Annotated in this window: 15 protein-coding genes; 8 read left to right on the top strand and 7 right to left on the bottom strand. The window is 65.7% G+C overall.

Annotated features, from left to right (window positions below; all coding sequences use genetic code 11):
• Window positions 1-613: 613 nt before the first annotated feature.
• From AB4112_RS02635 to bcsN, 6 genes are all read left to right on the top strand, one after another.
• On the top strand, window positions 614-2,032 hold the full coding sequence (locus AB4112_RS02635) for a calcium-binding protein (protein WP_441716982.1): 1,419 nt from the start codon (window positions 614-616) through the stop codon (window positions 2,030-2,032).
• Between the two features lie 272 nt (window positions 2,033-2,304).
• Window positions 2,305-4,569, top strand: a complete 2,265-nt coding sequence (bcsA, locus tag AB4112_RS02630) for a UDP-forming cellulose synthase catalytic subunit (RefSeq protein ID WP_441716981.1) — start codon at window positions 2,305-2,307, stop codon at window positions 4,567-4,569.
• A gap of 2 nt (window positions 4,570-4,571) precedes the next feature.
• The gene (locus AB4112_RS02625) at window positions 4,572-7,172 is read left to right on the top strand and encodes a cellulose biosynthesis cyclic di-GMP-binding regulatory protein BcsB (protein ID WP_441717256.1); all 2,601 of its coding nucleotides are present in this window, start codon (window positions 4,572-4,574) and stop codon (window positions 7,170-7,172) included.
• Window positions 7,173-7,186: 14 nt separating this feature from the next.
• Entirely contained in the window at window positions 7,187-8,230 is a 1,044-nt protein-coding gene (locus tag AB4112_RS02620; protein ID WP_441716980.1) for a glycosyl hydrolase family 8, read from the top strand.
• Between the two features lie 8 nt (window positions 8,231-8,238).
• Window positions 8,239-9,711, top strand: a complete 1,473-nt coding sequence (locus tag AB4112_RS02615) for a hypothetical protein (protein ID WP_441716979.1) — start codon at window positions 8,239-8,241, stop codon at window positions 9,709-9,711.
• Between the two features lie 17 nt (window positions 9,712-9,728).
• Complete coding sequence (gene bcsN / locus AB4112_RS02610; RefSeq protein ID WP_441716978.1) at window positions 9,729-10,337, top strand: cellulose biosynthesis protein BcsN; 609 nt, start codon at window positions 9,729-9,731, stop codon at window positions 10,335-10,337.
• Between the two features lie 678 nt (window positions 10,338-11,015).
• Here the strand turns inward: bcsN and AB4112_RS02605 are convergent.
• The gene (locus tag AB4112_RS02605) at window positions 11,016-12,005 is read right to left on the bottom strand and encodes an alpha/beta fold hydrolase (RefSeq protein WP_441716977.1); all 990 of its coding nucleotides are present in this window, start codon (window positions 12,003-12,005) and stop codon (window positions 11,016-11,018) included.
• 50 nt (window positions 12,006-12,055) lie between these two features.
• Window positions 12,056-12,778 (bottom strand): SDR family NAD(P)-dependent oxidoreductase, encoded by a 723-nt coding sequence (locus AB4112_RS02600; RefSeq protein ID WP_309796642.1) that lies wholly within the window; start codon window positions 12,776-12,778, stop codon window positions 12,056-12,058.
• 121 nt (window positions 12,779-12,899) lie between these two features.
• Between AB4112_RS02600 and AB4112_RS02595 the strand changes: the two genes are divergently transcribed.
• Window positions 12,900-13,526 carry a TetR/AcrR family transcriptional regulator gene (locus AB4112_RS02595; protein ID WP_441716976.1) on the top strand — a complete coding sequence of 209 codons (627 nt, stop codon included), beginning with the start codon at window positions 12,900-12,902 and terminating at the stop codon, window positions 13,524-13,526.
• Window positions 13,527-13,909: 383 nt separating this feature from the next.
• On the opposite strand, the gene AB4112_RS02590 is transcribed toward AB4112_RS02595, so the two are convergent.
• Window positions 13,910-14,110, bottom strand: coding sequence for a hypothetical protein (locus tag AB4112_RS02590; RefSeq protein ID WP_441716975.1), 201 nt, complete (start codon window positions 14,108-14,110; stop codon window positions 13,910-13,912).
• Between the two features lie 414 nt (window positions 14,111-14,524).
• On the opposite strand from AB4112_RS02590, the gene AB4112_RS02585 reads away from it, so the two are divergent.
• Window positions 14,525-21,268 (top strand): hypothetical protein, encoded by a 6,744-nt coding sequence (locus AB4112_RS02585; protein WP_441716974.1) that lies wholly within the window; start codon window positions 14,525-14,527, stop codon window positions 21,266-21,268.
• Window positions 21,269-21,622: 354 nt separating this feature from the next.
• Here the strand turns inward: AB4112_RS02585 and AB4112_RS02580 are convergent, their stop codons facing one another.
• From AB4112_RS02580 to AB4112_RS02565, 4 genes are all read right to left on the bottom strand, one after another.
• Window positions 21,623-21,898 carry a hypothetical protein gene (locus tag AB4112_RS02580; protein ID WP_441716973.1) on the bottom strand — a complete coding sequence of 92 codons (276 nt, stop codon included), beginning with the start codon at window positions 21,896-21,898 and terminating at the stop codon, window positions 21,623-21,625.
• 172 nt (window positions 21,899-22,070) lie between these two features.
• Window positions 22,071-22,529 (bottom strand): TolC family protein, encoded by a 459-nt coding sequence (locus tag AB4112_RS02575; protein WP_441716972.1) that lies wholly within the window; start codon window positions 22,527-22,529, stop codon window positions 22,071-22,073.
• A 21-nt stretch (window positions 22,530-22,550) separates the two neighbouring features.
• A complete protein-coding gene (locus AB4112_RS02570) occupies window positions 22,551-22,733 on the bottom strand; it encodes a hypothetical protein (protein WP_441716971.1) in 183 nt (60 codons plus the stop codon).
• The gene (locus AB4112_RS02565; protein WP_441716970.1) at window positions 22,730-25,870 is read right to left on the bottom strand and encodes an efflux RND transporter permease subunit; all 3,141 of its coding nucleotides are present in this window, start codon (window positions 25,868-25,870) and stop codon (window positions 22,730-22,732) included. The genes AB4112_RS02570 and AB4112_RS02565 overlap by 4 nt, the downstream gene beginning before the upstream one ends.
• Window positions 25,871-25,880: the final 10 nt, after the last annotated feature.

Raw genomic sequence — 25,880 nt, 5'->3', positions numbered from 1 at the left:
CTGTGGTCTCAAACACCGATGCCAAGGTTGTCGGTGATTGTGACGGGGCGATGCCTCCGGCCCGGGCTTTCCTCCGCTCCGCGCTCGCGGATCTCGTAAAACCGATCGCTTCCATCATCGGACTGCTGTTGTCGAGGCTACCCGGGGCTGAGCTACCGCTTTAGACTTTTGCGGAAGCTCGATCTCGCATGCCCGATGGACCGCTTCGTCCCCATTGCGGATTTCGGAGGCTGCCTTGGTTGCTCCGGAGCGGACATCGGCGCCGGCCAAGCTGGCCCTGAAACCGGACCTTTTTACTCACGAGATGGGTTGGCCTCCCTTGTCCGACCATCGTCGGGCTTCAAGGCTCCTCTGGACGGGGCACTGCCTCGAATGGAAGTTCGTCTGTCATGCGGACTTCCGCGGATTTCATGCCGCATCGGAGCCGATGTCGAAGCAGTTTCCGATGATCAGCATCCGGCGCGATGCCATTCCAATGGGGGTGTGGTGCGATGCTCGATCAGGGCGACGCCACGCGTTGAAGGGCGGGCCCGGCTGCAAATCCAATCAAATTATATTGCATTTGATTTAATTCCGACATACACCTCCCTCACCCTTTCGCATGTGTGTCCGGATGAAGTTCATCGGCCTTATGGCAGCGTCCTGGCTCTACGGCACGCAAGCGGATGACGAGATCGTCGGCCTCAACGGCAACGACCATCTCTATGGCGACCTGGGCAACGATCGCATCTATGCCGGCGCGGGCAATGACGACCTCTATGGCGGGGCCGGAAACGACCGCCTGTATGGAGATGCCGGGGATGATCGCCTATTTGGCGATATCGGCAATGATGTGCTTGACGCCGGCGTCGGCCAGGACCTGCTGTATGGCGGGCTGGGCGACGACATCGGTTATGGCGGCGCAAGCACCGACAGGCTGTACGGCGATGCCGGCAACGACCAGCTCTATGGTGGCAGCGAAGCCGATCAGTTGAGCGGTGGCGCCGGGAACGATCGGCTGTTCGGAGACGACGGCGACGACCGGCTCTTCGGCGAGAGCGGCGTCGATCAGCTGCATGGCGGTTCGGGTGCGGACATGCTGTACGGCGGCAGCGACAATGACACGCTGTATGGGGATTGGGGACGCGACCAGCTCTTCGGCGACGACGGCAACGACGTGATCTACGGTGGCGGCGACGCCGACAAGATCTTCGGCGGCACCGGTGCCGATATGCTGTCGGGCGATGATGGCGACGACCGCGTGTTCGGTGAGGCCGGGGATGATCGTCTGTCGGGCGGCGCCGGAAATGACGAACTCCATGGTGGTGTCGAGAATGACCGGCTCGACGGCGGCACCGGGGCCGACGTCCTCTACGGGGAGGCCGGTAACGATCAGTTCATCGGCGGCGACGGAGCCGACCGCCTGTACGGCGGCACGGGAAATGACGGGCTCGACGGCGGCGCCGGAGAGGACGTCGCTTATGGCGACGCCGGAAACGACGTCCTCTCCGGTGGCGCCGGTGCCGACGTCCTGTCCGGCGGCGTCGAAGATGACCGGCTGGATGGCGGGGATGGCAACGACCAGCTCTATGGCGATGCCGGCCAGGACAAGCTGATCGGCATGGCCGGGGATGACCGCCTGTTCGGTGATACCGGACGTGACGAGCTGCAGGGTGGTGACGGCAACGACGCTCTCTCCGGGGGCGCGGATGCCGACATCCTGAACGGCGGCGCCGGCAACGACCGGGTCGACGGCGGCATCGGCGACGATCTGCTCACCGCGGGGCCGGGCTCCGACCTCTTTGTCTTCGGCGACCGGACCGGGCGTGACACGATCACCGACTTCCAAGCGAAGGAAAGCGGTCACGATTTCATCGATCTAACCGGCCATACGACCATCCACAGTTTTCAGCAGGTGATGGCGCACGCGATCGAAACGGCTCAGGGCGTGGTGATCGTGCTAGATGACGCCCAGCCGGTGGTATCGCTTAACTCCATCACTTTGAAGGGTGTCCACCTTCAGGACCTGGTTGCCGCAGATTTCTTGTTCTGATCAGTTCAATAAAATTACTATAAATAATCGATCAATTTCAAATCATCGGCTCCTTTCTGGAATAGAGCTCTCCTATCGGGCAATATGACTCGCCAACGATAGGCGACAGCAATCACTATCCAGGCTTTAGGAACTGTTTCGGGGGGCCGACAAGCCAGAAATCGATCACTTTGACAGCCCGTCGACGGGCTCGATGATCGGAATGCGTTGTAGCTTCGTAGAACGCTTTTGTAACCTCCTTTCGTTCGCCCCGTCGATTTTTGGAGAGACAATTGAGCGCCGTCCTTATTTTCCTGTGGGCCATCCTCTTCATGGGTGCGGCGATCCTCGGATCCGTCAATGTCGGCGCTTCGACGCAGTTGGCGAGCGGACTTGTCGTGCTGGCGGCCATGGTCGTGCTGAAAATCCTGCGGGTTCAGGGCTACGGCAGGCTTCTGTTCCTTATTCTCGGCGCCTTCATTGTGCTGCGCTACATCATGTGGCGCTCGCTCCACACCTTGCCGCCGACCGATCATATTCCCTCTTTCATTGCCGCACTGCTGCTGTTCGCAGCCGAGATATATGCGGTCGGCATGTTCTTCCTGAGCGTCTTCGTCACCGCGGAACCCATCCGGCGGCGCCCGCCCAAGCCGATCGCCAAACCGGAGCTGGTGCCGTCGGTCGACATCTTCATCCCGACCTACAATGAGGATGCGGACATGCTGGCCGTCACCATCGCGGCGGCGACGCAGATCCGGTATCCCGCGGGAAAGCTGACGGTCTATCTCCTGGATGACGGCGGGACCGACCAGCGGGTCAACCACAGCGACCCCACCATCGCCGGCCCGGCCCTGCAGCGCCGCGTCACCCTGCAGCGCCTTTGCGTGCAACTCGGGGCGCTGTACCTGACCCGGGAGCGGAACGTGTCCGCTAAGGCCGGCAACCTGTCCGCAGCCTTGGCCCGCACGTCGGGCGAACTGGTGGCGGTCTTCGATGCTGATCATGTGCCGTCGGCGGATTTCCTGGAGCGGACGGTCGGCTATTTCGTCGAGGATCCGAAGCTCTTCCTGGTTCAGACCCCGCACTACTTCATCAACACCGATCCGATCGAGCGCAATCTCGGATTGTCGCACCGCATTCCGCCCGAGAACGAGATGTTCTATGGCCTGATCCAGCGTGGCCTCGACAAGTGGAACGGCGCATTCTTCTGCGGGTCGGCAGCCCTTCTCCGGCGCCGGGCCCTGGACGAGGCTGGCGGCTTCTCGGGCGACAGCATCACCGAGGATGCGGAGACGGCGATCGACCTGCACTCCCGAGGCTGGCGCAGTCTCTATGTCGACCACGCCATGATCGCGGGGCTGCAGCCGGAGACCTTCGCCAGCTTCATCGGCCAGCGCTCGCGCTGGGCACAGGGGATGACCCAGATCTTCCTGCTGAAGAACCCGCTGTTCAAGCGCGGCCTGAGCCTGGTGCAGCGCCTGTGCTATCTGTCGAGCAGCGCGTTCTGGTTCTTTCCGTTCGCGCGGCTGACCTTCATGATCGCGCCCCTGTTCTATCTTTTCTTCGGACTGGAGATCTACCGGGCGACGGCGGAAGAATTCATCTCGTACACGCTCGTGTACATGGCCGGTGTGTTCCTGGTCTCAAACTTCCAGTTCCGGACGACCCGCTGGATGCTGATTTCGGAACTCTATGAAACGGCGCAGGCCCTCTATCTCATCCGGCCGATCCTGTCGGTGCTCGTGCGGCCGCGCTCCCCGACCTTCCGGGTGACGGCGAAGAACGAACTGCTGCAGGAAGAATACCTGTCGCCGATGGCCTGGCCGATCATCGGGCTGATTCTGCTGCTGGTCGCGGGGTTGGGGGCAGCCATCTGGCGCTGGTCCGAATTTCCGGGGGACCGGACCGTCGTGTCCGTGGTCGGCACCTGGGCATTGTTCAATCTCATGATCATGTTCGCCGCCCTCGGCGCTGTCTGCGAGCGGCGCCAGCGCCGGTCCCGCCCGCGCGTCGAGATCGAGCGGTCGGGCCAGATCGAGTTCGATGGCCAGGTCCGGCGGGCCCGTATCGAAGACGTGTCCATGGCCGGCGCCAAGATCCGCCTCGACTATACGCCGGAAACCGCAGGGCTCGATGCCGGGGCCCTCGTCCAACTGCGGGTCATGGACGACCCGAACGGACCGATGATGGCGGCGGTCGAATCCCGTGTTCGCAACCGGATCGTCCAAGGGAATGCCGTGGTGCTGGGGCTGTCCTTTATCACAGACCAGGATGTTTTAGCCGTGGCGACGGTCAGCCGACTGATGTTTTCGGACAGCACACTGTGGGAAAAGCGCCGGCAGGAGCAGCGTCGTGGGCCGGGCACGGTAATGGGCGTCCTCTGGTTCTTCGGCCTGGCGATCCGGACGCTGGTGCGGTCGGTCCCGTTCCTGATCCGCGTCGGACGGCGCCGGGAGACAACGCCGGAGGTCGGCGGACACGACTTCATCTTCGGGGATCGAGGCCTGTCGGCGTTCCCGGAAGACGAGGAATCCTCCTCTTTCAAGAAGGTCGGTTGAAGATGCCCGGTTTTCGCAAGCCGAGCAGACGGGCGGGGCCCGCCTGGGCGGCCGCCTTCACGGTTCTCAGCATAAGCGCCGCGGCATCGGCCCAGCAGATCCCGTTGCCGGGAAGCGCGCCGGCGGAGCCGGTGCCCCAGCCCGCACCCGCCGAAAGCGGTCGCATCCCCATTCCCGGGCAGCACCCGGCGCCCGCGACGCCTCGGGACGGCGAGCGGATCGCCCTGCCTGCGACCCCTCCAGCGCTGCCGGTCCCCGTCACGCCTCACGCCGTCACGCCTCCCGCCGTCACGCCACCGGTCATCGCGCCCCCGACAGCCGAACCGGCACTCGCGATTCCGGTGCCGTCGGCGCCATCGCCGGCGGTCGTGATTGCGCCGGCGCCGGCGTCGCCGCCCCAGATCCCGTCACAGCCGGCAGCGTCCGATATCGGCAACCGCAGCGCTGCCGCGGGCGCGGTGCAGCCCGTGGCCGATGTCCGCTTGCCGCTCGTCCCGGTTGAAGGAACGACGGGCCTTCGCCTGGGGGGGGAACATGTGGCGGCCCGGTTTGCCGTCGTCGCGCCGCCACTGGGGCCGACCGTCGCCGCAACGCTGTCTCTGACCCACATCAGCGGCGCTGATCTTCTTCCGGAGCGATCGGCCTTTTCGGTCAGCCTGAACGGCAAGCCGATCGGCAGCTTCTCGCCAGACGCGTTCTCGACTCCTAGCGACGCCCGGCTGCCGATCCCGCCAGGCGCGCTGCAGACCGGTCGGAACCTGGTGACCATCACCGGCCAGCTGACCCATCGCGTGCTGTGCAGCGATACGGCAGGCTTCGATCTGTGGACGCAGCTGGACCCGAACCGAAGCGGCATCCTTGTACCTGCGGGCGGCCTCGCGCCCGTCACCGATCTGGCCGGCTTCATCGATGCCGCCGCCGCTGCCGGCGCGCGGGGGGACGCCCTGCCCGTGTCGCTGCGCACCCCACTGACAACCGAGACGACGGGTGCGCTGGTGTCGCTCGCGTCGCTGCTGGGGAAGGTGATGCCGGAGACTTCTCCGAGCTTCACCGTGGGGCTGGGCGAGGTCGCCGCCGAGGGCCGCCCGCGGATCGTCCTGGCCGGCGGCAACGCCGCCGTTTCCGTGCGGCAGGCGGCCGATGGCGCCCCCGTGCTGCTGTTGCAGGGCCAGGCTGGAGAGCTGATCGCGCAGCAACTGGCGGGCGTGACGCCGCTGGCTGGAAGCCGCAGCGCTGAGATTGGGCGTGGCCGGCGGGTGACCCTGACCGATCTCGGGCTTGGAGATGTTCGCATCGTCGAGTATCGACGGCAGGTGGACGCCATCGTGCGGTTGCCGACCGACTTCCTCGTGACCAACGACTCGGTCGCCCATCTGAAGCTGATGTTCGCCTATGACGCGGGCCTGCCGCCGGGCGGTCATCTGACACTGTCCCTGAATGGAACGGCGCTGGCCCAGAGGCCGTTCGATGTGAGTGGTGGCGAGGTCGTCGAGAACGAGGACTATGCGCTGCCGTTGCGTCTCTTCCATGCCGGGGAGAACACGATCCGGTTCGACTTCAGCATTCCCGCACAGGTGCCGCAGCAGGCGTGTCCACAGCAGGATGAGAACCATCCGTTCGCAACCCTATTCGGCGACACCACGCTGACACTCGACGACGCGCCGCACATGGTGGCCTTGCCCGACCTGTCATTGATGGCGGCGTCCGGCTACCTCTTCGACGGCTCCGGCCCCGTTGCTCTTTTGCTGTCCGACCTTGATCCGGGGACGGTGGCGGCGGCCCTGACGGTGTCGGCCCGGCTGGGTGCGGTTGCCGACGACCCGGTCCGGCTCCAGCCGATCCTGTCGATGGCGAAGCTGTCCGGCCCGCTTCTGGCAATCGGCCCGGCCTCCACATTGCCGAGCGGATTGTTCGCCGGCGCGCCGGCGTCGCCTGCGGACATCGCGCCGCATCTCGTGGCCGCCGACGGTCGGAACCAACCCGACCGGATCGTCGAACGTCTCGCGGGCGGCGGACAGGAGGCGGCCAAGGCCGGCGCTGTGTCGACGCCGGCCGCACCGTCCAGCGGTTCGACCGAAGCCAGGCAGGCGTGGCGGACCCAGCTGGATCGCCAGAAGCATGCCGATACGATGTCCTCGGAGGCATCTTCGCTCTGGGACGATGCGTTGGGAACCGCCCGGCGGCTGCTGGGCTGGCAGCAATCCTCGCCGCCGGTGGCCGACTGGCTGTCGGCCCAGACATCGCCGGGCCTGGGTTACGTCGGCCAGTGGCAAGGTCCGTCCGGGCCCATCACCCTTGTGACCGCACTGGACCCGAAAACGCTGTCGACCTTCGCCGCGCGGGCCACCGGTCCCGCGGTTTGGTCCACGCTCGGCGGCGATGCGGCCTTGTTGCTCGACGACGGCTGGCATATCCACGCGCCGGCTGAACAGTCGCTGGTGATCACCCAGCCGGTGCGGCCCGACACGGTGATGATGGTGGCGGGCCACTGGTTCTCGCGGAACGGCATGACGTGGACGCTCGCCATTCTCGGCCTGTCGGCGGCGGCGGCGGGCGTGACGCACACGCTGCTGGGGCGCCTCGGCGTCCGTGAAAAGCGCTGAAGGGTGATGCTGTGATGCGCACGGTCCTGCTTCTGGTTCTGATCGGTGCGCTCGCTGTGGCGGTGCGCCCCGGGGCGGCCGTCGCTCAACAGGACGACATGCAGTGGGCGCTGTGGCGCAGCGCCTATATCAGCGTGGATGGCCGCGTGATCGATGCGCCCAACGGCAACATCAGCCATTCCGAAGGGCAAGGCTATGCCATGCTCCTGGCCGTCGCCCACACCGATCCGACGACGTTCGCCAAGGTTTGGGGCTGGACGAGCGCCAATCTCCAGGTGCGCGAGGACGGGCTTCTCGCCTGGCGATGGGACCCGGGCGGGAAGGGCGTCACCGACATGAACAATGCGACCGACGGCGACATCCTGGTGGCCTGGGCGCTGCTGCGGGCCGGCAATGCCTGGGGAAACACGGCCTATCGGGACGCGTCGGCCAAGCTTGCCCGGGCCGCGCTCGACCACGCCAGCACCGAAGTGGCCGGCCGGGTCGTGCTCGTTCCCGGCGTGGAGGGCTTTTCCCTGCCGGACGGCGGGGTCGTGATCAACCTGTCCTATTGGGTGTTTCCGGCCCTGCTCGACTTCAAGGCCGCCTCCGGCGACGCCCGCTGGGGTGCATTGGTGGACAGCGGATTGGCCCTGATCGACCAGGTGGCGGATGGCGGGCAGGTGCCGCCCGACTGGGTGGCCCTCCATCCCGACGGCCGGCTGAATGCCCCGTCCAAACAGCCTTATGTGGTCGGCTACAACGCCTATCGAATTCCGCTCTATCTCCTCTGGGCCGGTCTCCCGAAGCAGGCCGCCATCCGGCGGTTCGACTCGCTGTGGACGGCGCGCGCCACCGGGATGCCGATGATCGTCGATGCCGCCTCGGGCAGAGTGCTGGAACGCAGCCTCGATACCGGCTTTCTCGGTCTGCCGTCCCTTGTCTCCTGCGTTCTCAGCACCGCCGGGTTCAGCGATCCACCGCCCCTGCGCACCGCCGAACCATACTATCCCTCAACCCTTCTGATGCTGACCCGCGTGGTCCAACGGGAGCGATATCCGACATGCGCGCCCCTCTGACTCTCGTTATGATCCTGACGACCCTGTCGGGGCAGGCCGTTGCGCTCGGGCCAATGCCCTCCCCGGCGCCATCGGCCGCCCAGTCGACGATGCTGCACCTGACGCAGGCGATTCAGGCCCCGCCTGCCTCCGTCGGTCCGGCGGCCGCGGCGCAGGCCCCGGCGCAATCGCCGCCCGGTGCCGCCACGAGGCCCTCCGCGGACACGGCGCCGGCGGCCCCGCATCGCATCGGGGAGCGGGATCTCACCGCCCTGCGATACTATGTGGAAATCAAGGATTGGACCCGCGTGGAGGCTGAGATTCGACGGTTGCGCTCGGTCGATCCAGCATGGGAACCCCCGGCGGATCTCATAAACGGGCAGGCCGGTCCTTCAGTGAACGAACAGGAGCTGTGGGACCTGTTCGGAACGGGCCACTATGCCGATGTCCGGGCGCGGATCGCCCAGCTGCAACAGAGCAACCCATCCTATACTCCGTCGGCCGACCTGCTCCGGCAGCTCGACATCGCCGAGGCCCAGCAGCATCTCGGCGCGGCGAGCGAAGGGGCACAGTGGCAGACGGTCATCGACCAGGCACGCCAGCAACCGGATCTTCTGAACTGCGCCCGCACCGACACGGTCTGGCGAACCGCGGAAGCGTTCGCCCGCCTGCAGCAGACATCGTCGGCCTTCGACCTCTATCGCAGCGTGATCGGCACCTGCAGTAATCTGAAGGAACGGATCGCGACGCTGCAGAAGGCGAACGCGTTCCTGTCGCCGAACCAGATGACACAGCTCTATGCGCTGGCCCGCGACCGGTCCGGCAGCGATGCCGGCGCCATCGATGACATCAGGAAGTCCCTGGAGGCAGGGCGCCGCCCGGCTCAGCGCGGCCCCGCCCCACGGGGGACTTCGGGGCCGACCGGCGCCGGTGCCGCACAGGCCTCGGCTGCGGAGGCGGCAAAGCAATCCGGCGCCTTTGGCGATTGCCTGCGGCTTACGGATGCGGCCGTCACGACCGGCCTGAAGCTGACTCGAGCGTGGTGTCTCTACGAGCTGGATCGGCCGACGGAGGCCTCATCGCTCTTCGCGGCGGTCCGATCGCAGGGCGGTGGGGGCTCGGAGATCCAGGACGCCACATACGGGCTTATCCTCTCGGCGCTGCGGCGGGGTCTCGTCGACGATGCGCAAGCCATGATCGACGGTGCGACCCTGACCGGTCGACAGCACCGCGAAGTCCAGGGCGAGGTGCTGGCCCAACTCGGCACCGCGGCCTATGAACGCGGCGACTATCGCGAAACGCTTCGGCTGTTCGACGCTCGCGATCAGGATGGCTTGGCGCCGCGGCGCGACCTGCAGCTCCTGCGCGGCTTTGCACTCTACAAGGTGCGCCGCTTCGCCGAGGCTCTCGACCTGTTCTCGGAGCTCGACCGCGTGCTCAGCACGCCGGAGACCCGGGAAGGCTTGCGCATCGCCCGTGGCGGACGTTACGGGTTCAGCTGATCATGAGTTCTCGAGCCATGCCCACTCGCTCTCTTCTCGTCATGGCGGCTGTGCTGCTGGCCGCCGCATGCGCGCCGAAGAAGCCGTTCGACCCCGGATCGACCACGATGTTGTGGCGTGACGTGCCGGTCAACCGGGCGGCTCTCCGCCTTGACGGCCCCCTTCGCGCGATGGTTTTGGCCGTGTCCGACCGCAGGGGCGGGCAGACGCTGGACCAGCGCTACGTCCTGCGGAACAACACGCGCGTCGAGGGAGAGAACTCCCTGCTGCTCAAGATCATCGCGAATGGGAAGGCGACGCGAATCACCAGCGACCAATTTCTAGCCGCTGTCACGGTGCCGGTCGGCTCGCTGGATGCCAAATCAATTCAAGAGGGACAGAACCGCTACGGCTCATTCCTTTACGTCTCCGGGCGTCCCGAAGGCAGTCCAGGCTGCCTTTTTGCCCTCCAGCGCCTGCAGAGATCGCTGGGCGCCGCACTTCCGAAGGATATCGACCAAGCGGACATCACGTTGCGCGTGTGCGACGCCACGGCCTCGCCGGATGATCTGCTGCCGCTGATGAGCGGCTGGTCGTTCGATCCGGCACTCGGCGACCCGACGGCCCGTCTGGTGAATGCGGAATGATCGACGGAGATGGCGCCCGGACGCCCGAATTGCCTGGCGAATGTGGCCTGGCGACACGGCATGATCCGGATCGGGCAGCAGCTTCTGCAAGTTCCGCAGCGACTTTGATTGCCATGGGATCTGGCTCGACCGCTTCACCGTCAGATGGATTTCGCCATTCTTGCGGACGTCGATCGTGAACTTGGCGATCATGTTGCGGCGCGGTCTGCCGAGCCGGACCCGGCGGAGCCGGGTTAACTTCTGCCGGCCGTTAAGATGTCCGCTTTCGAGATAGGCGAGCTATGTCCGCTACCGAATCGTGGTAGCCGGCCCAGACTGCATGCAAGGCTCGATTCCGCCGAGCATGAGTAGAGTCCGGTCTGCAGGCGTTGCGGCAGTGTCCGCATTTGGCGCTATCCAGCCTGGTTGAAAGGCATCGCTCCGCATTACCCGATCCCTGTCGATCGCCCGATTGGCCAAGCGCCTTATGGCCCACACAGGCGTCAGTCTGGAGGAATGTTTGATAGGATTCGGTGATCGCGATTGGATACGACAGGCGCCACAGCCCTGCTACGCTGCCTGGTCGTGATCGTGAGCGGATCCCGTCCGGGAGCGGCTCAGGGGCCGCTGCCCCCTGGAAATGCTGATGTCCACAGGGGCGACGAGACAGGAATTGGACGGACAGCCACCGCGCCTGGGCTACAGCGCTCGACCGAGGAAATCATGCACCCAGCTGGCGATTTCTTCGCCGTTGTCGGCCAAGGCGCAATGACCGGTGTCGAGCATGTGAATCTCTGCGTTCGGCACCACCTCGCGATACCGCTGCTGATTTTCACCCGCGAATAGAATGTCGTTCTTGCCGCTCACAACCAGCGTCGGCGGCTTACGCGCTTGCAGGTAGTCCTGAGCATTCTTGAGGACTGGACCGTTGGTGCGGATGTCGTAGAGGAGGTCGAGCGAGGCGTCTCCTGCGCCCGGACGTTGCAGCGAGGCGTATTCCGACTGCCATTGTTCCGGGTCGAGCAGCGATGTATCGCGCACACCGGTAACGTACAGGCCGCGGACCACATCGAGGGTGAGATAGTGCTCCCCCGCTTTCCGACGGCTCTCGTCTGTTCCGTCTTTCCAATACGGCACGATCGGCCCGAACCAGGGGCTTTCGGCAAAGAACAGTGGATTGTTTTGCGCGATCAGCGCTTTAAGCCGATTTGGCGACTTCAGCATCACCCGATAACCGACCAGACCGCCGAAATCCGTCGCGTACAAGGCGAATTGTCGGATGCCGACCTTGTCGACGAACCTGCCGATGATCTCGCCCAGGGCGTCAAAAGTATAGGGGGCGTGCGAGCGGTCGGGCGTGTCGCTGTTGCCGAAACCCGGATAGTCCGGGGCAAAGACATGGTAGTCCGTCGACAGGTCACGGATGAGATCGCGAAACATCGCCGATGACGACGGCCAGCCGTGGAGCATCAGCACGACCGGGGCGCCGGGTGCCCCGGCTTCGCGGTAGGAGACGGAAAGTCCGTCGATGTCCACGGTCCGGTAGTGGGTCGGAACAGCCGGATGTCCGGAGAGGGACGATTTGCTGTTCGGCAGAGTGGTCTTGGCTTTGGCCGACACTGTGCCGGACGCAATCATGGCGGCAGAGCCGGCGAGGAAACTCGCCGCGAAGGAACGACGGGTGTGCATGGAGGGGTTGTCCTGCAGGTTGGAGTGAGGGAGGCGATGTCGCCAGACCGTCAGCCGCCGAGATGCAGTGCGACGTGTTCCAGCTTCCGGTTGTCGGTCGACCACAGCTGCTCGACCTGCTGCGCCATGGGATCGGGGAAGATGTAGGTCTGCCCCTCGGCAATGGCCCGCACGATGCGGATGGCGGCGTGGTCCGGGGTGACCTTCGGATAGGGCACCGGTTTGGCCAGATCCGTCTCGATCGGCCCGGGATAGATGCCGATGACGGTGATGTTGTCTTTCTCCAGGGTGCCGCGGAGGGATTGCGTGAGGGAATGCACCGCCGCCTTGGAGGCCGAATAGCCGGCCATCAGAGGCACCGCCGACAGGCCGACGACGCTGCTCACATTCGCGATCGTGCCGGATTTGCGGGCGACAAACTGCGGGGTGAAGGCACGCAGGACCCGGAGGGTGCCGAAGTAGTTGGTCCGCATGTCGTCTTCGAAGGTCTCCAGGCGGCTGCTGATGTAATCGCCGAAGGCCAGCGTCCCGGCGTTGTTGACGAGAACATCGATATCCCCCGCCAGCTGGGCTGCCGCAGTCACCGACGCATCGCTGGTGATGTCGAGCTGCAGCGGCACCACCCGCGGGTCCGGCAATGCCTGCAGCGACGTCACATCGCGAGCGGTGGCGTAGATCTTCGCCACGCCGGCCTTCAGCATTTCCCGCACGATGGCTGCGCCGATACCGCGACTGGCGCCCGTCACCAGGACGACTTGGTTTGAAAGGGGCATGGCCTTCTCCCGAAGATCTTGATTCCGGCGCCTTCAGCACAGAGGTAAACGGAGTCGTTTACCTGAGGGATGTGTAAACGGAGTCGTTTACCTGGTCAATCGGGTTCGCTATGACCAGGGAATGGACAGCGGCGGGGACATGGTGATGGGCCAGGACGGCGAGATCGAAGGCAAGAAGGTCGAAATCGTGAAACACGCCTTCGACCGGTTCTACGCGGGCGGCTTTCAGGCGACGGGAATGGAAGCCGCCTTGGCCGGCAGCGGCATATCCAAACGAACGCTGTATAAGTATTTCCCGTCGAAGGAGGATCTGATCGCGGCCGTGCTGCAGCTCTACAGCAAGGTCGTCGTGGATGAGCTCTTCGGCCCGGTCGCGGACATCGCCGATCCGCGCGATCAGATCGTCGATTTCTTCGACGTCCGAAAGACGACCGGCCGCATGTTGACACGCGGTTGCCTGGGGCTGAAGGCGGCCCAGGATTATGTCGGCAAGCATGACGGCATCGTCGAGCTCGGGATCAGCGCGAACTCACGCGGCGAGGCGAAATTCCTCGAACTGTGCCAGCGGGCGGGCTTTGCCGAGCCCGAGCGGCTCGCCAAGCAGCTCAACCTGATTCTTCAGGGGGCCCTGGCGCTTGCGCATGCGTCGGGTGACACGGCGCCGTTCCTGTTGGCGAAGGATGTGGCGTCGACCCTTCTGGAAAAGGCCGTCGGCGCCCGCCGCAAGAAGGCCAGATCAAAGCACTGACCCGCCGGAATTTGCGCCGACAGAAAATATAAAACGTCTGGCGTCTGCATGCTCAGCAAATCATAAACGATTGGCCTGCGGCACCCGCGCCATCAAGGACCCGGCCCGCCGGGCCCAGGCGATCGGCACCATCGGGAAGAGCGGGATTGTTTGCGGGATCTACTGCATCGCCAACCCTCCGGCCCTTCCGGTGCGCCTTGACCCAGGCCCATCCCGCTCCGGCCGTCATTTGTGGGTTCCATCGGCTCTGTGGTCGCCACTCACGCACCGGGGGGACGCGATGAGGATCTAGAGCATACCGTCGTCGCCGGTCTGGCGCTGGTTGCGGCGATCCTAGTCTTCCGACCCGATCTCCGGGGCCGGACTCGGCCGACCCGAACGATTCAGCGGCCATAGTCCAGCCGGTGGATGCAACAGGCACCACCTTCACGGTCGGCCACTGCGTGCCGGGCGCCGTCGGTTCCCTGAGGAACGCCGACTTCAGAGGAATATTCCGGCAACGCCACCGTCACGGTGCCGACCTGCCCCGGTCGATCGAGCGCCCTTACCATCGGCCTCGCCGCCATCGCCATGGCGGCCGTCAACGCTGATCATCCTACGCCGCCGCAACAGAAGAGATCGGCGCGAGATCTAGAGCGCCCATCGCCTCGATCTTCTTTGGCACCAAGAAGATCGGCACGTCGGATGGCCATCGACCCGGTCATTGTCCAGAGTCTGATATTTATCATTTGTTAAGTCCTGATTGATTCATTTGATCGGCAGTTCACCGCCGTCGTGGATCTTTATCAGGCAGTTGCACTTCTCTCGGGCGTGTCATCGGATACACATCGTCCGACAAACCGCATCTGGACCCATCGATAAGTCCCATCTGGACCTATGGCATAGCAAAATATGGCGATACGCTTTCTCAAGACGTGCACTAAATCGCAGATTTCCGATGGAGGACATCCGCGCCGGGCCGCGTCGGGAGCATTTGAGTAAAGATTTAGGGGGATGCGATGACACAAGGGTCCGGTTCCCGCGCCAAGGCGGGCTCGCGGTCTGTTTCAAAAGTGAATCTGACCTGGCCCGCCGTAACTGGACGGGGCCTGATGGCCGGGCTGCTGGGCACGACGGCCTGGCTCGCCATGCCGGATACGGCGGCCGCGCAGCCCTGCAACCTGGTCATGATTGGGAACGTTGCCACCTGCACCTATTCCGGCAGTTCTTCCACATCTGGCTTCCAGGGTGGCTCTCCCGATGCGGCGCCTATGTCGGTGACATCGACCGGCAACATCACGATGCCGGTGCAGACCAACGAGGCTGTCGGGCTGAATTTCGGGTCTTCCGGACAGAATGTCACCAGTGGGCGCGGCGGCAATGTCCAGGGGCTGCTGATGACCAACCAGGGGTCGATCACTCTGAACGGCGCCGCTTCGACGGGCGACTACAGCTTTGGTATCCAGGCGGTCCAGGCCGGCGGAGGTGGCGGGCCTGGTGGGTCGAGCATCGGCGTCAATGGCAGCGGGGTGCCCGCGGGCATCACCATCAACAATTCGGGGGCCATCGCCCTCAATCTGTCCGGCATCGATGTCGGCGGCGGCGCCGGCATCTGGGGCGATGACGCCGGCGGTAACGGCCCCGATGGAAATTCGGGCGGGTCGTCCTCGGGCACGTCGATCACGAGCAGCGGGGCGATCACCGCCAATGTCAACTCCTATGGCGGCTTTCTCGGAATCCTTGCGCAGTCGGCGGGCGGCGGCGGCTCGATCAACGGCAGCAATGTCGGAACCGGCGGCAATGCCGGGCCCGCGTCAATCACGCTGACGCAGGGCGGCGATGTCAGCTTGCAGCTCAATGGCTCGACGTCGGCCGTCCTCGGGTCGGGCGGCGGCGTGGTGGCGTTGGCGTCCGGAGGGACTGGCGGCGGCAACAGCACCGGCGGGCAGAACGCCGGGAACGGCGGCGGCGTCGCCGGAGCCGGCGTCTCGGTCACCGACGCGACCGTTTCGACCACGGGCACCAACCTGCCCGGCATCGTGGCCTTCGCCCAGGGCGGTGTCGGAGGCCAGGGCGGGTCCCAGGACAGTGGCGGTTTCAGCAACCATGCCGGCCAAGGCGGGGACGGCGGCGACGTTAATGGAACGGTCACGGTCTCGCTGACCGGCTCGTCCCCCGGTTCCGCTGGGGCGGCGACCAACGGGACCAATTCTCCCGGCATCTATGCGCTGAGCCTGGGCGGCCAGGCCGGCGATGGCGGCTATCTCGACCCGCGCGGCGGCGAAGGCACGACCGGGTATGGCGGCAATGGGGGCGATGCCAATGCGGTCACGGTGAGCCTGGCCTCGGCTTTCATCACCACCACCGGCACGGCCTCTCCCGGCATCATCGCTCAGTCCGAAGGCGGCGGCGGCGGCAACGCCGGCAATCCGACCGGAACCGGCGAGATCTACGGCGGCAATGGTGGCAATGGCGGGACCGCAGGCACCGTGACCGTCACGGTCGACAGCGCCTCGACGATCCAGACCAGTCAGACCGGCTCCATCGGCATCCTGGCGCAGTCCCTGGGCGGCGCCGCCGGTGCAGGTGGCGCGGGGCAGGAGGAACATGGCGGAGCGGGCGGCACCGGCGGCAATTCGGACATCGTGAGCGTGACCAATGGCGGTTCGATCACCACCACCGGCGATACCGCCCATGGCATCGCCGCTCAGTCGCTGGCCGGCGGCGGTGGATCCGGAGGCGGCTCCTGGGCCCTCTTCCACTCCGACGGTGGGGCGGGCGCGACGGGTGGCACGTCGGGCGAAGTCGACGTCGCCAACACCGGCTCGATCACCACGAACGGGCAGAATGCTCATGGCGCCATGCTCCAATCCATCGGTGGGGGCGGCGGCGCCGGCGGCGGTGCCGGGGGGCCGATCTCCAATGTCGGCGGCAGCGGCAGCGCCGGGGCCGCCGGCGGCACTGTGGTTTTCACGTCGAATGGCGGCAGCATCACGACCAACGGCATTTCCTCGATCGGCGTGCTGGGCCAATCGATCGGTGGCGGCGGTGGTGATGGCGGCGGTGGCACTGGCGGCTCCATCACCATCGGCGGCAGCGGCGGAACGGCGTCGGCCGGCGGCCAGGTCAGTGCCTTGCTCAATCAGGGCACGGCCATCCAGACGACGGGCGACAACGGCGTCGGGGTGGTCATGCAATCGATCGGCGGCGGCGGCGGCAATGCCGGCCACGCCTTCAGCGGGTCGATCTTCACATCCTTCGCGGTCGGCGGTACGGGCGGCAAGGGCGGCGGTGGCGGCACCGCCACCATCGACACATCAGGGGCGACGATCGTCACCCAGGGGTCCAAGGCGCCGGGCCTGATCGCGCAATCGATCGGCGGCGGCGGTGGCAACGGCGGCCAGGCCTTCGCGGGGTCCATCGGGGTGGGTCTCGACGTCTCGGTGGGGATCGGCGGCGCGGGCGGCTCCGGCGGCGATGCCGGCACGGCCGCCGTCACGGTGGTGAACAGCGCGATCGCCACGGGGCAGGCCTCGGCGCTTGTCAACGGCGTTGGCAGCGGTGGGTCCTCCAACGCGCTGCCGATCGACAGCATCGGCGTGCTGGTCCAGAGCATCGGCGGCGGCGGCGGGACCGGCGGCACGGCGATCGCAGAGGCCGTCGCAATCGCCCCGCCGACGGGTGACGACAGCGCCGCGATGGCCGTCGCCGTGGGCTTGGGCGGGGCCGGTGGCGTGGCCGGCGCGGGCGGCAACGCGCAATTCTCCCTGTCGAACGGCGGCACCATTACCACCAGCGGCACGGGCTCGACCGGCGTGCAGGTCCAGAGTATCGGCGGCGGCGGCGGCGAGGGAGGCGATTCTTCGGCGATGGCGGCGGTGCTGGGCTATGGGTCGAACGGCGCGCCGAAAGACACGCAGTCGCTCGGCCTGACGCTCAGCTTCACAGTCGGCGGCGCCGGTGGCAATGGCACCGATGGTGGTGACGTGCAGGTCGCGATCGGCGGCACCGTCGCCGGCGGGGCCGACCAGGGCGGCAGTGCCCCGACCTCGATCGTCACCTATGGCGACTATGCCGACGGCATCAAGGCGCAGTCGATCGGCGGCGGCGGCGGCAATGCCGGAGTCGGCAGCGGCAACACCCAGGGCTTCGGCACCTCGGAGACCACGTCGCTCAGCGTCACCCTGGGGTCGAAGGGCGGGACCGGCGGCGATGGCGGGTCGGTGACCGCCGATGTGTATGCCGGCAACGGCATCATGACCTACGGATCGGGCGCCATGGGGGTGCTCGCCCAATCGATCGGCGGCGGCGGCGGCTCCTCCCAGGGCGGGTCGTTCAATGTGGTCCAGAGCTTCTCGGCGGAGGACAAGACCATCAAGCCGGGCGCCAGTTTCAGCCTGGGCGGCAACGGCGTCAGCGGCGGCACCGGCGGCACGGTGAACGTCAACGTCGCAGCACCGATCGTCACCTATGGCGGCGACGCGACCGGCGTGCTGGCGCAGTCGATCGGCGGCGGCGGCGGGGTCGGCGGCTCGGCCGGCTCCGACGGGTCGGCCGACAACCCGATCGTCACGGCCTTGAAGGGCCGTGAGTTCGGCAGTGACATCTCGAGCACCTTCGAAGGCCTGAACAACAGTGGCTCGCAGCCGGCGCTCAACCTGACCATGTCCCTGTCGATCGGCGGCACCGGTGGGTCGGGCGGCACCGGCGGATCCGTCACCACTGGCTTGTCGGCCCCGATCGCCACCTCCGGCGACTGGGCCCAGGGCATCGTCGCCCAATCGATCGGCGGCGGCGGCGGCAAGGGCGGCACCGCGGCCGCGACCGGCACCGGCAACTTCGCCGAGATCTCCGACAATTTCGACCATGCCATCGGCGGCAATGGCGGAAGCGGCGGCGATGCCGGCGCCGTGCAGATCAATTTCGGCCAAGGCTCTACGGTGGCCACGGGCGCACCCAACGCCCAGAACAGCGTCATCGGCGGGTTCGGCGCGTCCGGTGTGGTCGGGCAGAGCATCGGCGGCGGCGGCGGCATCGGCGGTGACGGCACCGATGTCGCCACTGGCACGATCACGGTGGGTGGTGCCTCCAACGGCAATGATGGCGGCGGCGGCGGCAATGGCGGCACCGTGAATTTCACCAGTTCGAACAGCAGCACGGCGAACATCATCACCGCCGGCGCCGCGGCCGATGGCGTGGTGCTGCAGTCGATCGGGGGTGGCGGCGGCATCGGCGGCGCCGGCTCCTCCTTCTGGACCCTGAACGGCGGGCCCCAGATGCCGAACCAGGCCGCGGACGGGTCCCCAAACCAGCCGCTGAATCTCAGTGTCGGCGGCGGCGGCAAGGCCAATGGCGACGGCGACACCGTCACCTTCGATTCCAGCAACGGCCCCGTCGCGATCTCGACATCGGGCTACAACAGCTTCGGCATCCTGGCGCAGAGCATCGGCGGCGGCGGCGGCCTGGTCAGCGCCACGCGCAGCACAACGAGCCAGACCACCAAGCTTGGCGGCCTGGGCACCGGCAACGGCGGCGAGGTCGATGTGACCCTCGGCAATGGCAGCCAGATCGCCACCTCGGGCATCGGCGCCTTCGGCATCGCTGCGCAGTCGATCGGCGGTGGCGGCGGCGCCCTCCGCGTCATCGGGTATCCGGCCGATATCCCCGGGCTGGTGACCGGTTATGACGGCAACACGTACCAGTCCAAGCCCTCTACCGGCAATGGCGGTGCGGTGAACGTCACGATCGATCAGGGCTCTTCCATCTACGTCGCCGGTGCGGGCTCGATTGGGATTTTCGCGCAGAGCGTCGGCGGTGGTGGTGGGCTGATCGCCAATGGCAACGGCATGTATGCCGGCGCCCCCCTCGCCGGTCATGCCAGTGGCTCAGCCACGGGTGGCCCCGTCACGGTGACGGTGAACGACTCGGTCATGGCAGCGCCCACGGCCCAGAGCGCGATCGGGATCTTTGCTCAGGTCGCGGGCTATGGCGCCCCGACCGGGCGGGCGGATGTGGTGATCAACAACTACGACAACCAGGGCACCACCATCTCCGGCGGCACCGGATCGGGCAGTGTGGGTGTCTGGATTGACACGCCGGCGAACGGCCCGGTCGCCTATGTGACGAATGACTGGGCCACGATCACCACGGCCGACGGCACCAACGGCACGGCGATCAAGGTCACCGGCGGCGGACAGGTCGCCGTCGCCAATAATTCCGGCGTCGTCGACAACACCCCGATCAACGGCACCATCACCGGCTCGATCTACACCAATGGCGGCCAGGTCAACGGCAACGGCACCTTCAACGCCGGTCCCATGATCGAAGCCGCAAGTGTCGTGAGCAGTGGCACCTTCAATCTCGGGATACCCGGCGAATTGCGGGCCGTCCATGTCACCGGGGATTTCACCGAGACCGGCGATGGCCGGCTGGGCGTGACCTTCGACTCCCTCAACAAGGCGGCCGGCCACCTCCAGGTCGGCGGCACGGCCAAGCTCGACGGCAAGATCGTGCCAACGGCGCTGACCCTGCTGCCCGGCGCGCTGCCGGTGGTCAGCGCCGGCCATCTCGTCTCGACGGCGGACGGGCTGGACTCGCTGCTGTTCCATTGGGACACGGCCCAGTCGGGCAACATCCTGACCCTGGCGCCGCGGTCGGACTTCTCGCCCAGCGGCGTGACCTTGAGCAAGAGCGAAGCCTCCCTTGCCCGCTACCATGAGCGGGCCTGGAACAACGGCGACACCGCCTTCGCCACCCGCTTCGCCGAACTGTCGCGGATCAGCGATGCCGGCGACTACAAGGCGGCGCTCGACGCCTATTCGAGCAAGGCCACCCACGCGCAGTCGATCGCGCTGGCCAATTCGGCGGGCACCATCCTGGGTGCGGCGATGAGCTGCCCGGTCTTCGTCGACCAGAACGTGCTGCTGGGCGAGGACAATTGCGTCTGGGCCCGGGTCACCGGCAGCTGGACCGACCAATGGGCCAGCGGCGACACCCAGGGCTACCACGTTTCCGGCACCACCTACCGGATCGGCGCCCAGCACGAGATCCTGCCCGACTGGTATCTCGGCGCCTCCTTCGCCGCGGGGAAGACCTGGGCGACGATGGACCAGGTGTCGTCCGGCGACGGCGATACCTATGACGGGTCGATCACCCTGAAGCACACCATGGGCCCGTGGCAGTTCGCCGGCTCGGTCGCCTTCGCCGGCGGCGAGTTCCACACCGACCGGCAGATCCGCCTGCCGGGGGTGAGCGAGACGGTGAAGAGCGACCCGAGCATGTTCCTTGCGGGCGGTCGGCTGCGCGCCGGCTACGAATTCGCCTTCGACGACTGGTACATCCGGCCGTATGGCGACCTCGACGTGATCTACACCGACCTGCCCGGCTTCGAGGAGAAGGGCAGCGACCTCTACGCGCTGGATGTGCGCGGCAGCAGCAAGACCAGCGTGGCGCTGTCGCCGATGGTGGAGTTCGGCGGGCGGCTGGATGTGGACGAGGCGACGACGCTGCGGGCCTATGCGGCGTTCGGGGTCAGCTACCTCCCGGACAACACGCGGACGATCCATTCCAGCTTCGTCGGCGCGTCCTCAGCCGACGGCACCTTCAGCGACTTCATCGACTCGCCGGAGGTGATGGGCAAGATCGATCTCGGGTTGCAGCTGTTCCGGGCCGGCGGCTTCGAGCTGAAGGGGGAATATACCGCCGATGTCGGCGACACCTTCCTCAGCCAGACCGCCAGTGCCCGGTTCGCCTATCACTTCTGACGGCGGGATATCGGCGACGATCGGGCCGCGGGGTCGATGCCCCCCGGCCCGGTTCTCGGCAAGGCGGGATATCAGTAGGTGTGATTTGGGTTGTGGCCGGACCGCTATGCGTCCCTCCCGTCATGTCCGCTTCGCAGAGGCAACTGCGATGACCGCTTTCGGGCAGTCCCTGAGACCCATGTGATCGAGAAAGCGCCGGATTCTTCGGGTCTTGGCGACGTCTGGTCCTGAGGAGCCAACGCAAGGGCCGCTTATAGCGCTCCGCGGCCGAGATACATGGATCGGGAATACGGAGAGCGACAAAGCCGCTTCGCTACGAATTCCGAGCGAGGGGCGATAGCTACCTGGCCGGCGTCACCGACTAAGCCACTTCTGTCGTTGGCTCGACGCCGCGGCACTTGAGATTTTCAGGCGGCGCGCGATCTCCGAGTCCGGCAGACCCTCACGGAACATTTGCCGGATGGCCCGCTGGCCGGCCTCATTGAGGCGGCCCGCAGGCGCCTTCCACCAAGCGCTCTCGTCGACGCCGGCGGCCGCGTGCTGCTCGCGCAGCGCCATCAGAGTCTGGTTCAGGTGCTCCACCTGCCGCACGGCAGCGTCGATCGCCGTGAGCGTCGTTGCTCTGGCCATCCGCTAGTGGACCGACTGGGCGGTCGGGTGGCCGAAGGGGCCCTGCAGTTCGCTCGGTGGTACCTGCATCCGTGATCGATGAAACAGGACGCGAGCCAAGAGCGCCGGGCAGTGACGCGACTTCCAAACTCCCCCATCGAAAGGGAACAGCCCAAATGTCGCGCTCATACGATCAAGCGCTATGCACCAGCTCGACGAGATGTTCGTCGGTGGCGATCTGGTTCTGTGCGACGGCGAGCCGGGCCCGATAGCACCGGATCTGCAGATGGGCGTCGGCCGTGCCGGCAGTGACCGTTATCCGGGTCCCCACCCGTTGGGCTTCCGCCGCTTGGGCCTCGGCATAGGCGGCGACCGCGTCCCGACGCAATCCGCCGAAGAGGTCAATCTCCCAACTTGCCGAGGGCCCGATGACGTCCTCATGACCGTCGCGGTGGAAGCCGGGCGAACCGTTGGCGACGGAACCGAACGCACCGTTCAGGCTCAGATGCTTATAGGTCCTCGAGGCGTTGAAGTCGACGGTCGGTAGAAGCTGTGCGGCGGCGGCCGTGGCTCTCGCTTGGCGCATCCGTGCAAAGGCGGCGTCGAGATCCATGTTTTCGTTCAGCGCCCGTCGGACGACCGTCACCAGCATCGGGTCGTTGAACCCCGTCCATCAGTGATCGAGCGGCGGCGCCGCGGGGCCCAGCGTCTGCGAAGTATCGGCGGCGCTGTGGAACGGCGCGAGCTCAGGCTTGGGAGGGGTGTAGTCCGGGCCAACTGTGCAGGCCGCCAGGGCGGTGCTGAGCAGCGAGCTGCTCAGCCCCATCTTGCCGGTGGTTCGAAGTTTCCGGGTCATGACGCGCTCTTGGAGCCGATCTTGCGGATGAAGGTGTAGAAGGCCGGCGTGAAGAGCAGGCCGAAGATCGTGACCCCGAGCATCCCGAAGAACACGGCGGTCCCTAGCGATTGCCGCATCTCCGCGCCCGCCCCGGTCGCCACGACGAGCGGGAAGACGCCGAGGATGAAGGCAAAGGAGGTCATCAGGATCGGGCGGAGGCGGATCCGAGCGGCCGCCGTGGCCGCCTCCTCCGGTGTATCACCGTCCTGGTCCTGTCTTTGCCGGGCGAACTCCACGATGAGGATCGCGTTTTTCGCTGCCAAGCCGACGAGCACCACGAAACCGATCTGCGCCAGGATGTCGATCGGCATGCCCCGGAAGTCGAGGCCGGTCGCCGAGGCCAAGAGGCACATCGGCACGATCAGCACGATCGCCAGAGGGAGCTTCCAACTCTCGTACTGGGCGGCCAGCACGAGAAACACGAAGACGGCGGATGCTGCGAAGATCGCGATGGTCGGGATGCCCTGCTGCTGCTGCTGATGCGAGAGCTCGGTCCATTCAATGGTGAAGCCGGCAGGCAGCACCTGCTTTGCAAGGACCTCCATCCGAGCCATCGCGGTGCCTGACGCGACGCCGGGTGCTGCTGCTCCCAGGACGTCGGCCGCTGGATAGAGGTTGTAGCGCGGGATACGATAGGGAGCGGTTTCGTCGTGGAGGCTGGCGACCGAACCGACCGGCACCATCTCACCGCTAGTGTTACGCACCTTGAGGCGCGCGATCTGCTCCGGAGTCTGCCGGAAAGCTTCATCGCCCTCGACAAGCACCTGGAAAGTGCGGCCCAGATAGTTGAAGTCGTTCACATATTGCGAACCGAGGTAGAGCTGCAGCGTGGAGAAGACGTCGGTTGGCGTCAGCTGGAGCTTCTCGGCCTTCTCGCGGTCGATGTCGGCGTAGATCGACGGCGAACCTGCATTGTAGAGTGTGAACACGCCACCGAAGGCCGGATCCTTGTTGGCCGCCGTGACCAGCGTATTTGTCGCGTCCGCCAGCGCTTGGGGGCCAGAATTGTTGCGGTCCTCGACCATCAGCTTGAACCCGCCCGCGGAACCGAGGCCTTGGACTGGGGGAGGATTGATCACCAGCACGAAGGCATCCTTGACGACAGCCAGGCGCTTGCGCACCTCGGCCAGCATGGTGGAGGCATTCACGCCTGGGATGTGCTTGCCGTAGAGCGAGGGCAAACCGAGAAAGATCGTGGCCGAGTTGGGTGCAACGGTGCTTGTCGTCACATCGAAACCGACGTTCGCGGACGTGTGCTCGATGCCGGGGGTCTTCAGGATGATGTCGTTGACCTCCCGAACCACGGCGTCGGTCCGAGCGAGGCTCGAGCCGGCCGGCAGCTGGATGACCGTGACGAGATATCCGATGTCCTGCTCCGGGATGAAGCCTTCAGGCATCCGTGCGAACTGGAAACCCGTGAGCGAGATCAGCCCGACATAGACGACGAGGATGAGGGCTGTCGCCCGAACGAAGCGCGCAGTTATCCGAGCGTACTTCGACGACATCCACTCGAAGCCGGCATTGAAGCGGCCAAAGGCGCCCTGCAGAATCCGGTTCAGGCCTCTGCGCTCAGCATGGTCGTGGTGCGGCTTCAGCAGCACCGCAGCGAGCGCCGGGCTCAAGGTCAGCGAAACGAAGCAGGAGATCACCGTCGAGGCCGCGATGGTGGTGGCGAACTGCTTGAAGAAGAGGCCCGAGATGCCGGAGATGAACGCAGAAGGGACGAAAACCGCACAAAGAGTCAGCGCAATGGCGATGAGCGCGGTCGAGACTTCGCTCATCGTCTGGTGGGCGGCTTCCCGAGGCGATAAGCCTTGGGCCATGTTGCGTTCGACATTCTCGACCACGACGATCGCGTCGTCGACCACGATGCCCACCGCCAGTACTAAGCCAAACAGCGACAGGTTGTTAATCGAGACACCGAGTAGGGAGAGGAGCGAGAAAGCACCAACGAGCGATACCGGTATGGCGATGACCGGAATGAGGGTCGCCCGCCAGCTTTGCAAGAACAGGTAGACCACGCCGACCACCAGGAGGATCGCGATGGCGATGGTGACCAGAACTTCGTGGATGGACTGGCTGACGAACGTGGTCGGATCATAGATGTTGACGTAATCCATACCCGGCGGGAAGCTCTTCTTGAGCTCGGCCATCTTGTCCCAGACTGCGTGCTCTACCTGGACCACGTCCGCGCCTGGGGTGGCGATGACCCAGAAGGGAGCAGAGTCGGCGCGATCCGCATAGGCTTTGGAGCCATAGTCCGCTGAGCCCAGTTCGACGCGACCAATGTCGCGGATGCGGGTGACGCGACCCTGGGGGTCCGTCTTCACGATGATCGAACCGAATTCCTCGGGCGTGGTAAGGCGACCGAGTGCGCGGACGTTGATTTGGTAGGCCCCACCGGTGTTGCTGAACACGGGCGGCTGGTTAAGAGCGCCAGCCGAAACCTGGGTGTTCTGAGCCCGCAGGACGGTCAGGATGTCGCTGGCGCTGACGTCGCTCGCGGCCGCCTTGTCCGGATCGATCCAGATGCGCATCGCGTACTGCCGTTCGCCCAAGACCCAGAAGTCGGCTACGCCTGGCAAACGCGCGATCTCATCTTTGACATTCAGGATCATGTAATTGGAGATGTATTCCGCGCTCCGGGATCCGTCTGGTGAGTATGGAAAGATGCCAAGCAGTAGAGCCGGGATCGTCTTCTTGACTTGCACGCCTTGGAGCTGAACTTCCTGCGGCAGCCGAGATAGCGTGTCCTGCACTCGGTTGTGCGTCAGCATGAGTGCGGTGTTGATGTCGGTGCCGATCTTGAAGATCACCGTAATGTTGAGCTGTCCGTTACCCGTGGACTGACTGCTGATGTAGTCCATGTTCTCGACGCCGTTGATGGCTTGTTCGAGCGGTGTCGCAACGGTGCGGGCGACGACGTCGCCCGCGGCGCCGGGGTAAGAGGCCGTGATCTGGACCGTTGGGGGAACGATGTTCGGATACTGCGCCACCGGCAGGAATGCCGCTGCGGCAAGTCCGAACACCGTGATGAAGATATTGATGACTGCCGCGAAACGGGGGTGATCAATGAAGAAATGTGAGAGTTTCATGATTCGGCTC

It is taken from the genome of Inquilinus sp. 2KB_23 (assembly GCF_052115705.1).
Classification (GTDB): Bacteria; Pseudomonadota; Alphaproteobacteria; order DSM-16000; family Inquilinaceae; genus Inquilinus; species Inquilinus ginsengisoli_A.
This window is presented reverse-complemented; position numbering and strand designations above follow the sequence as displayed.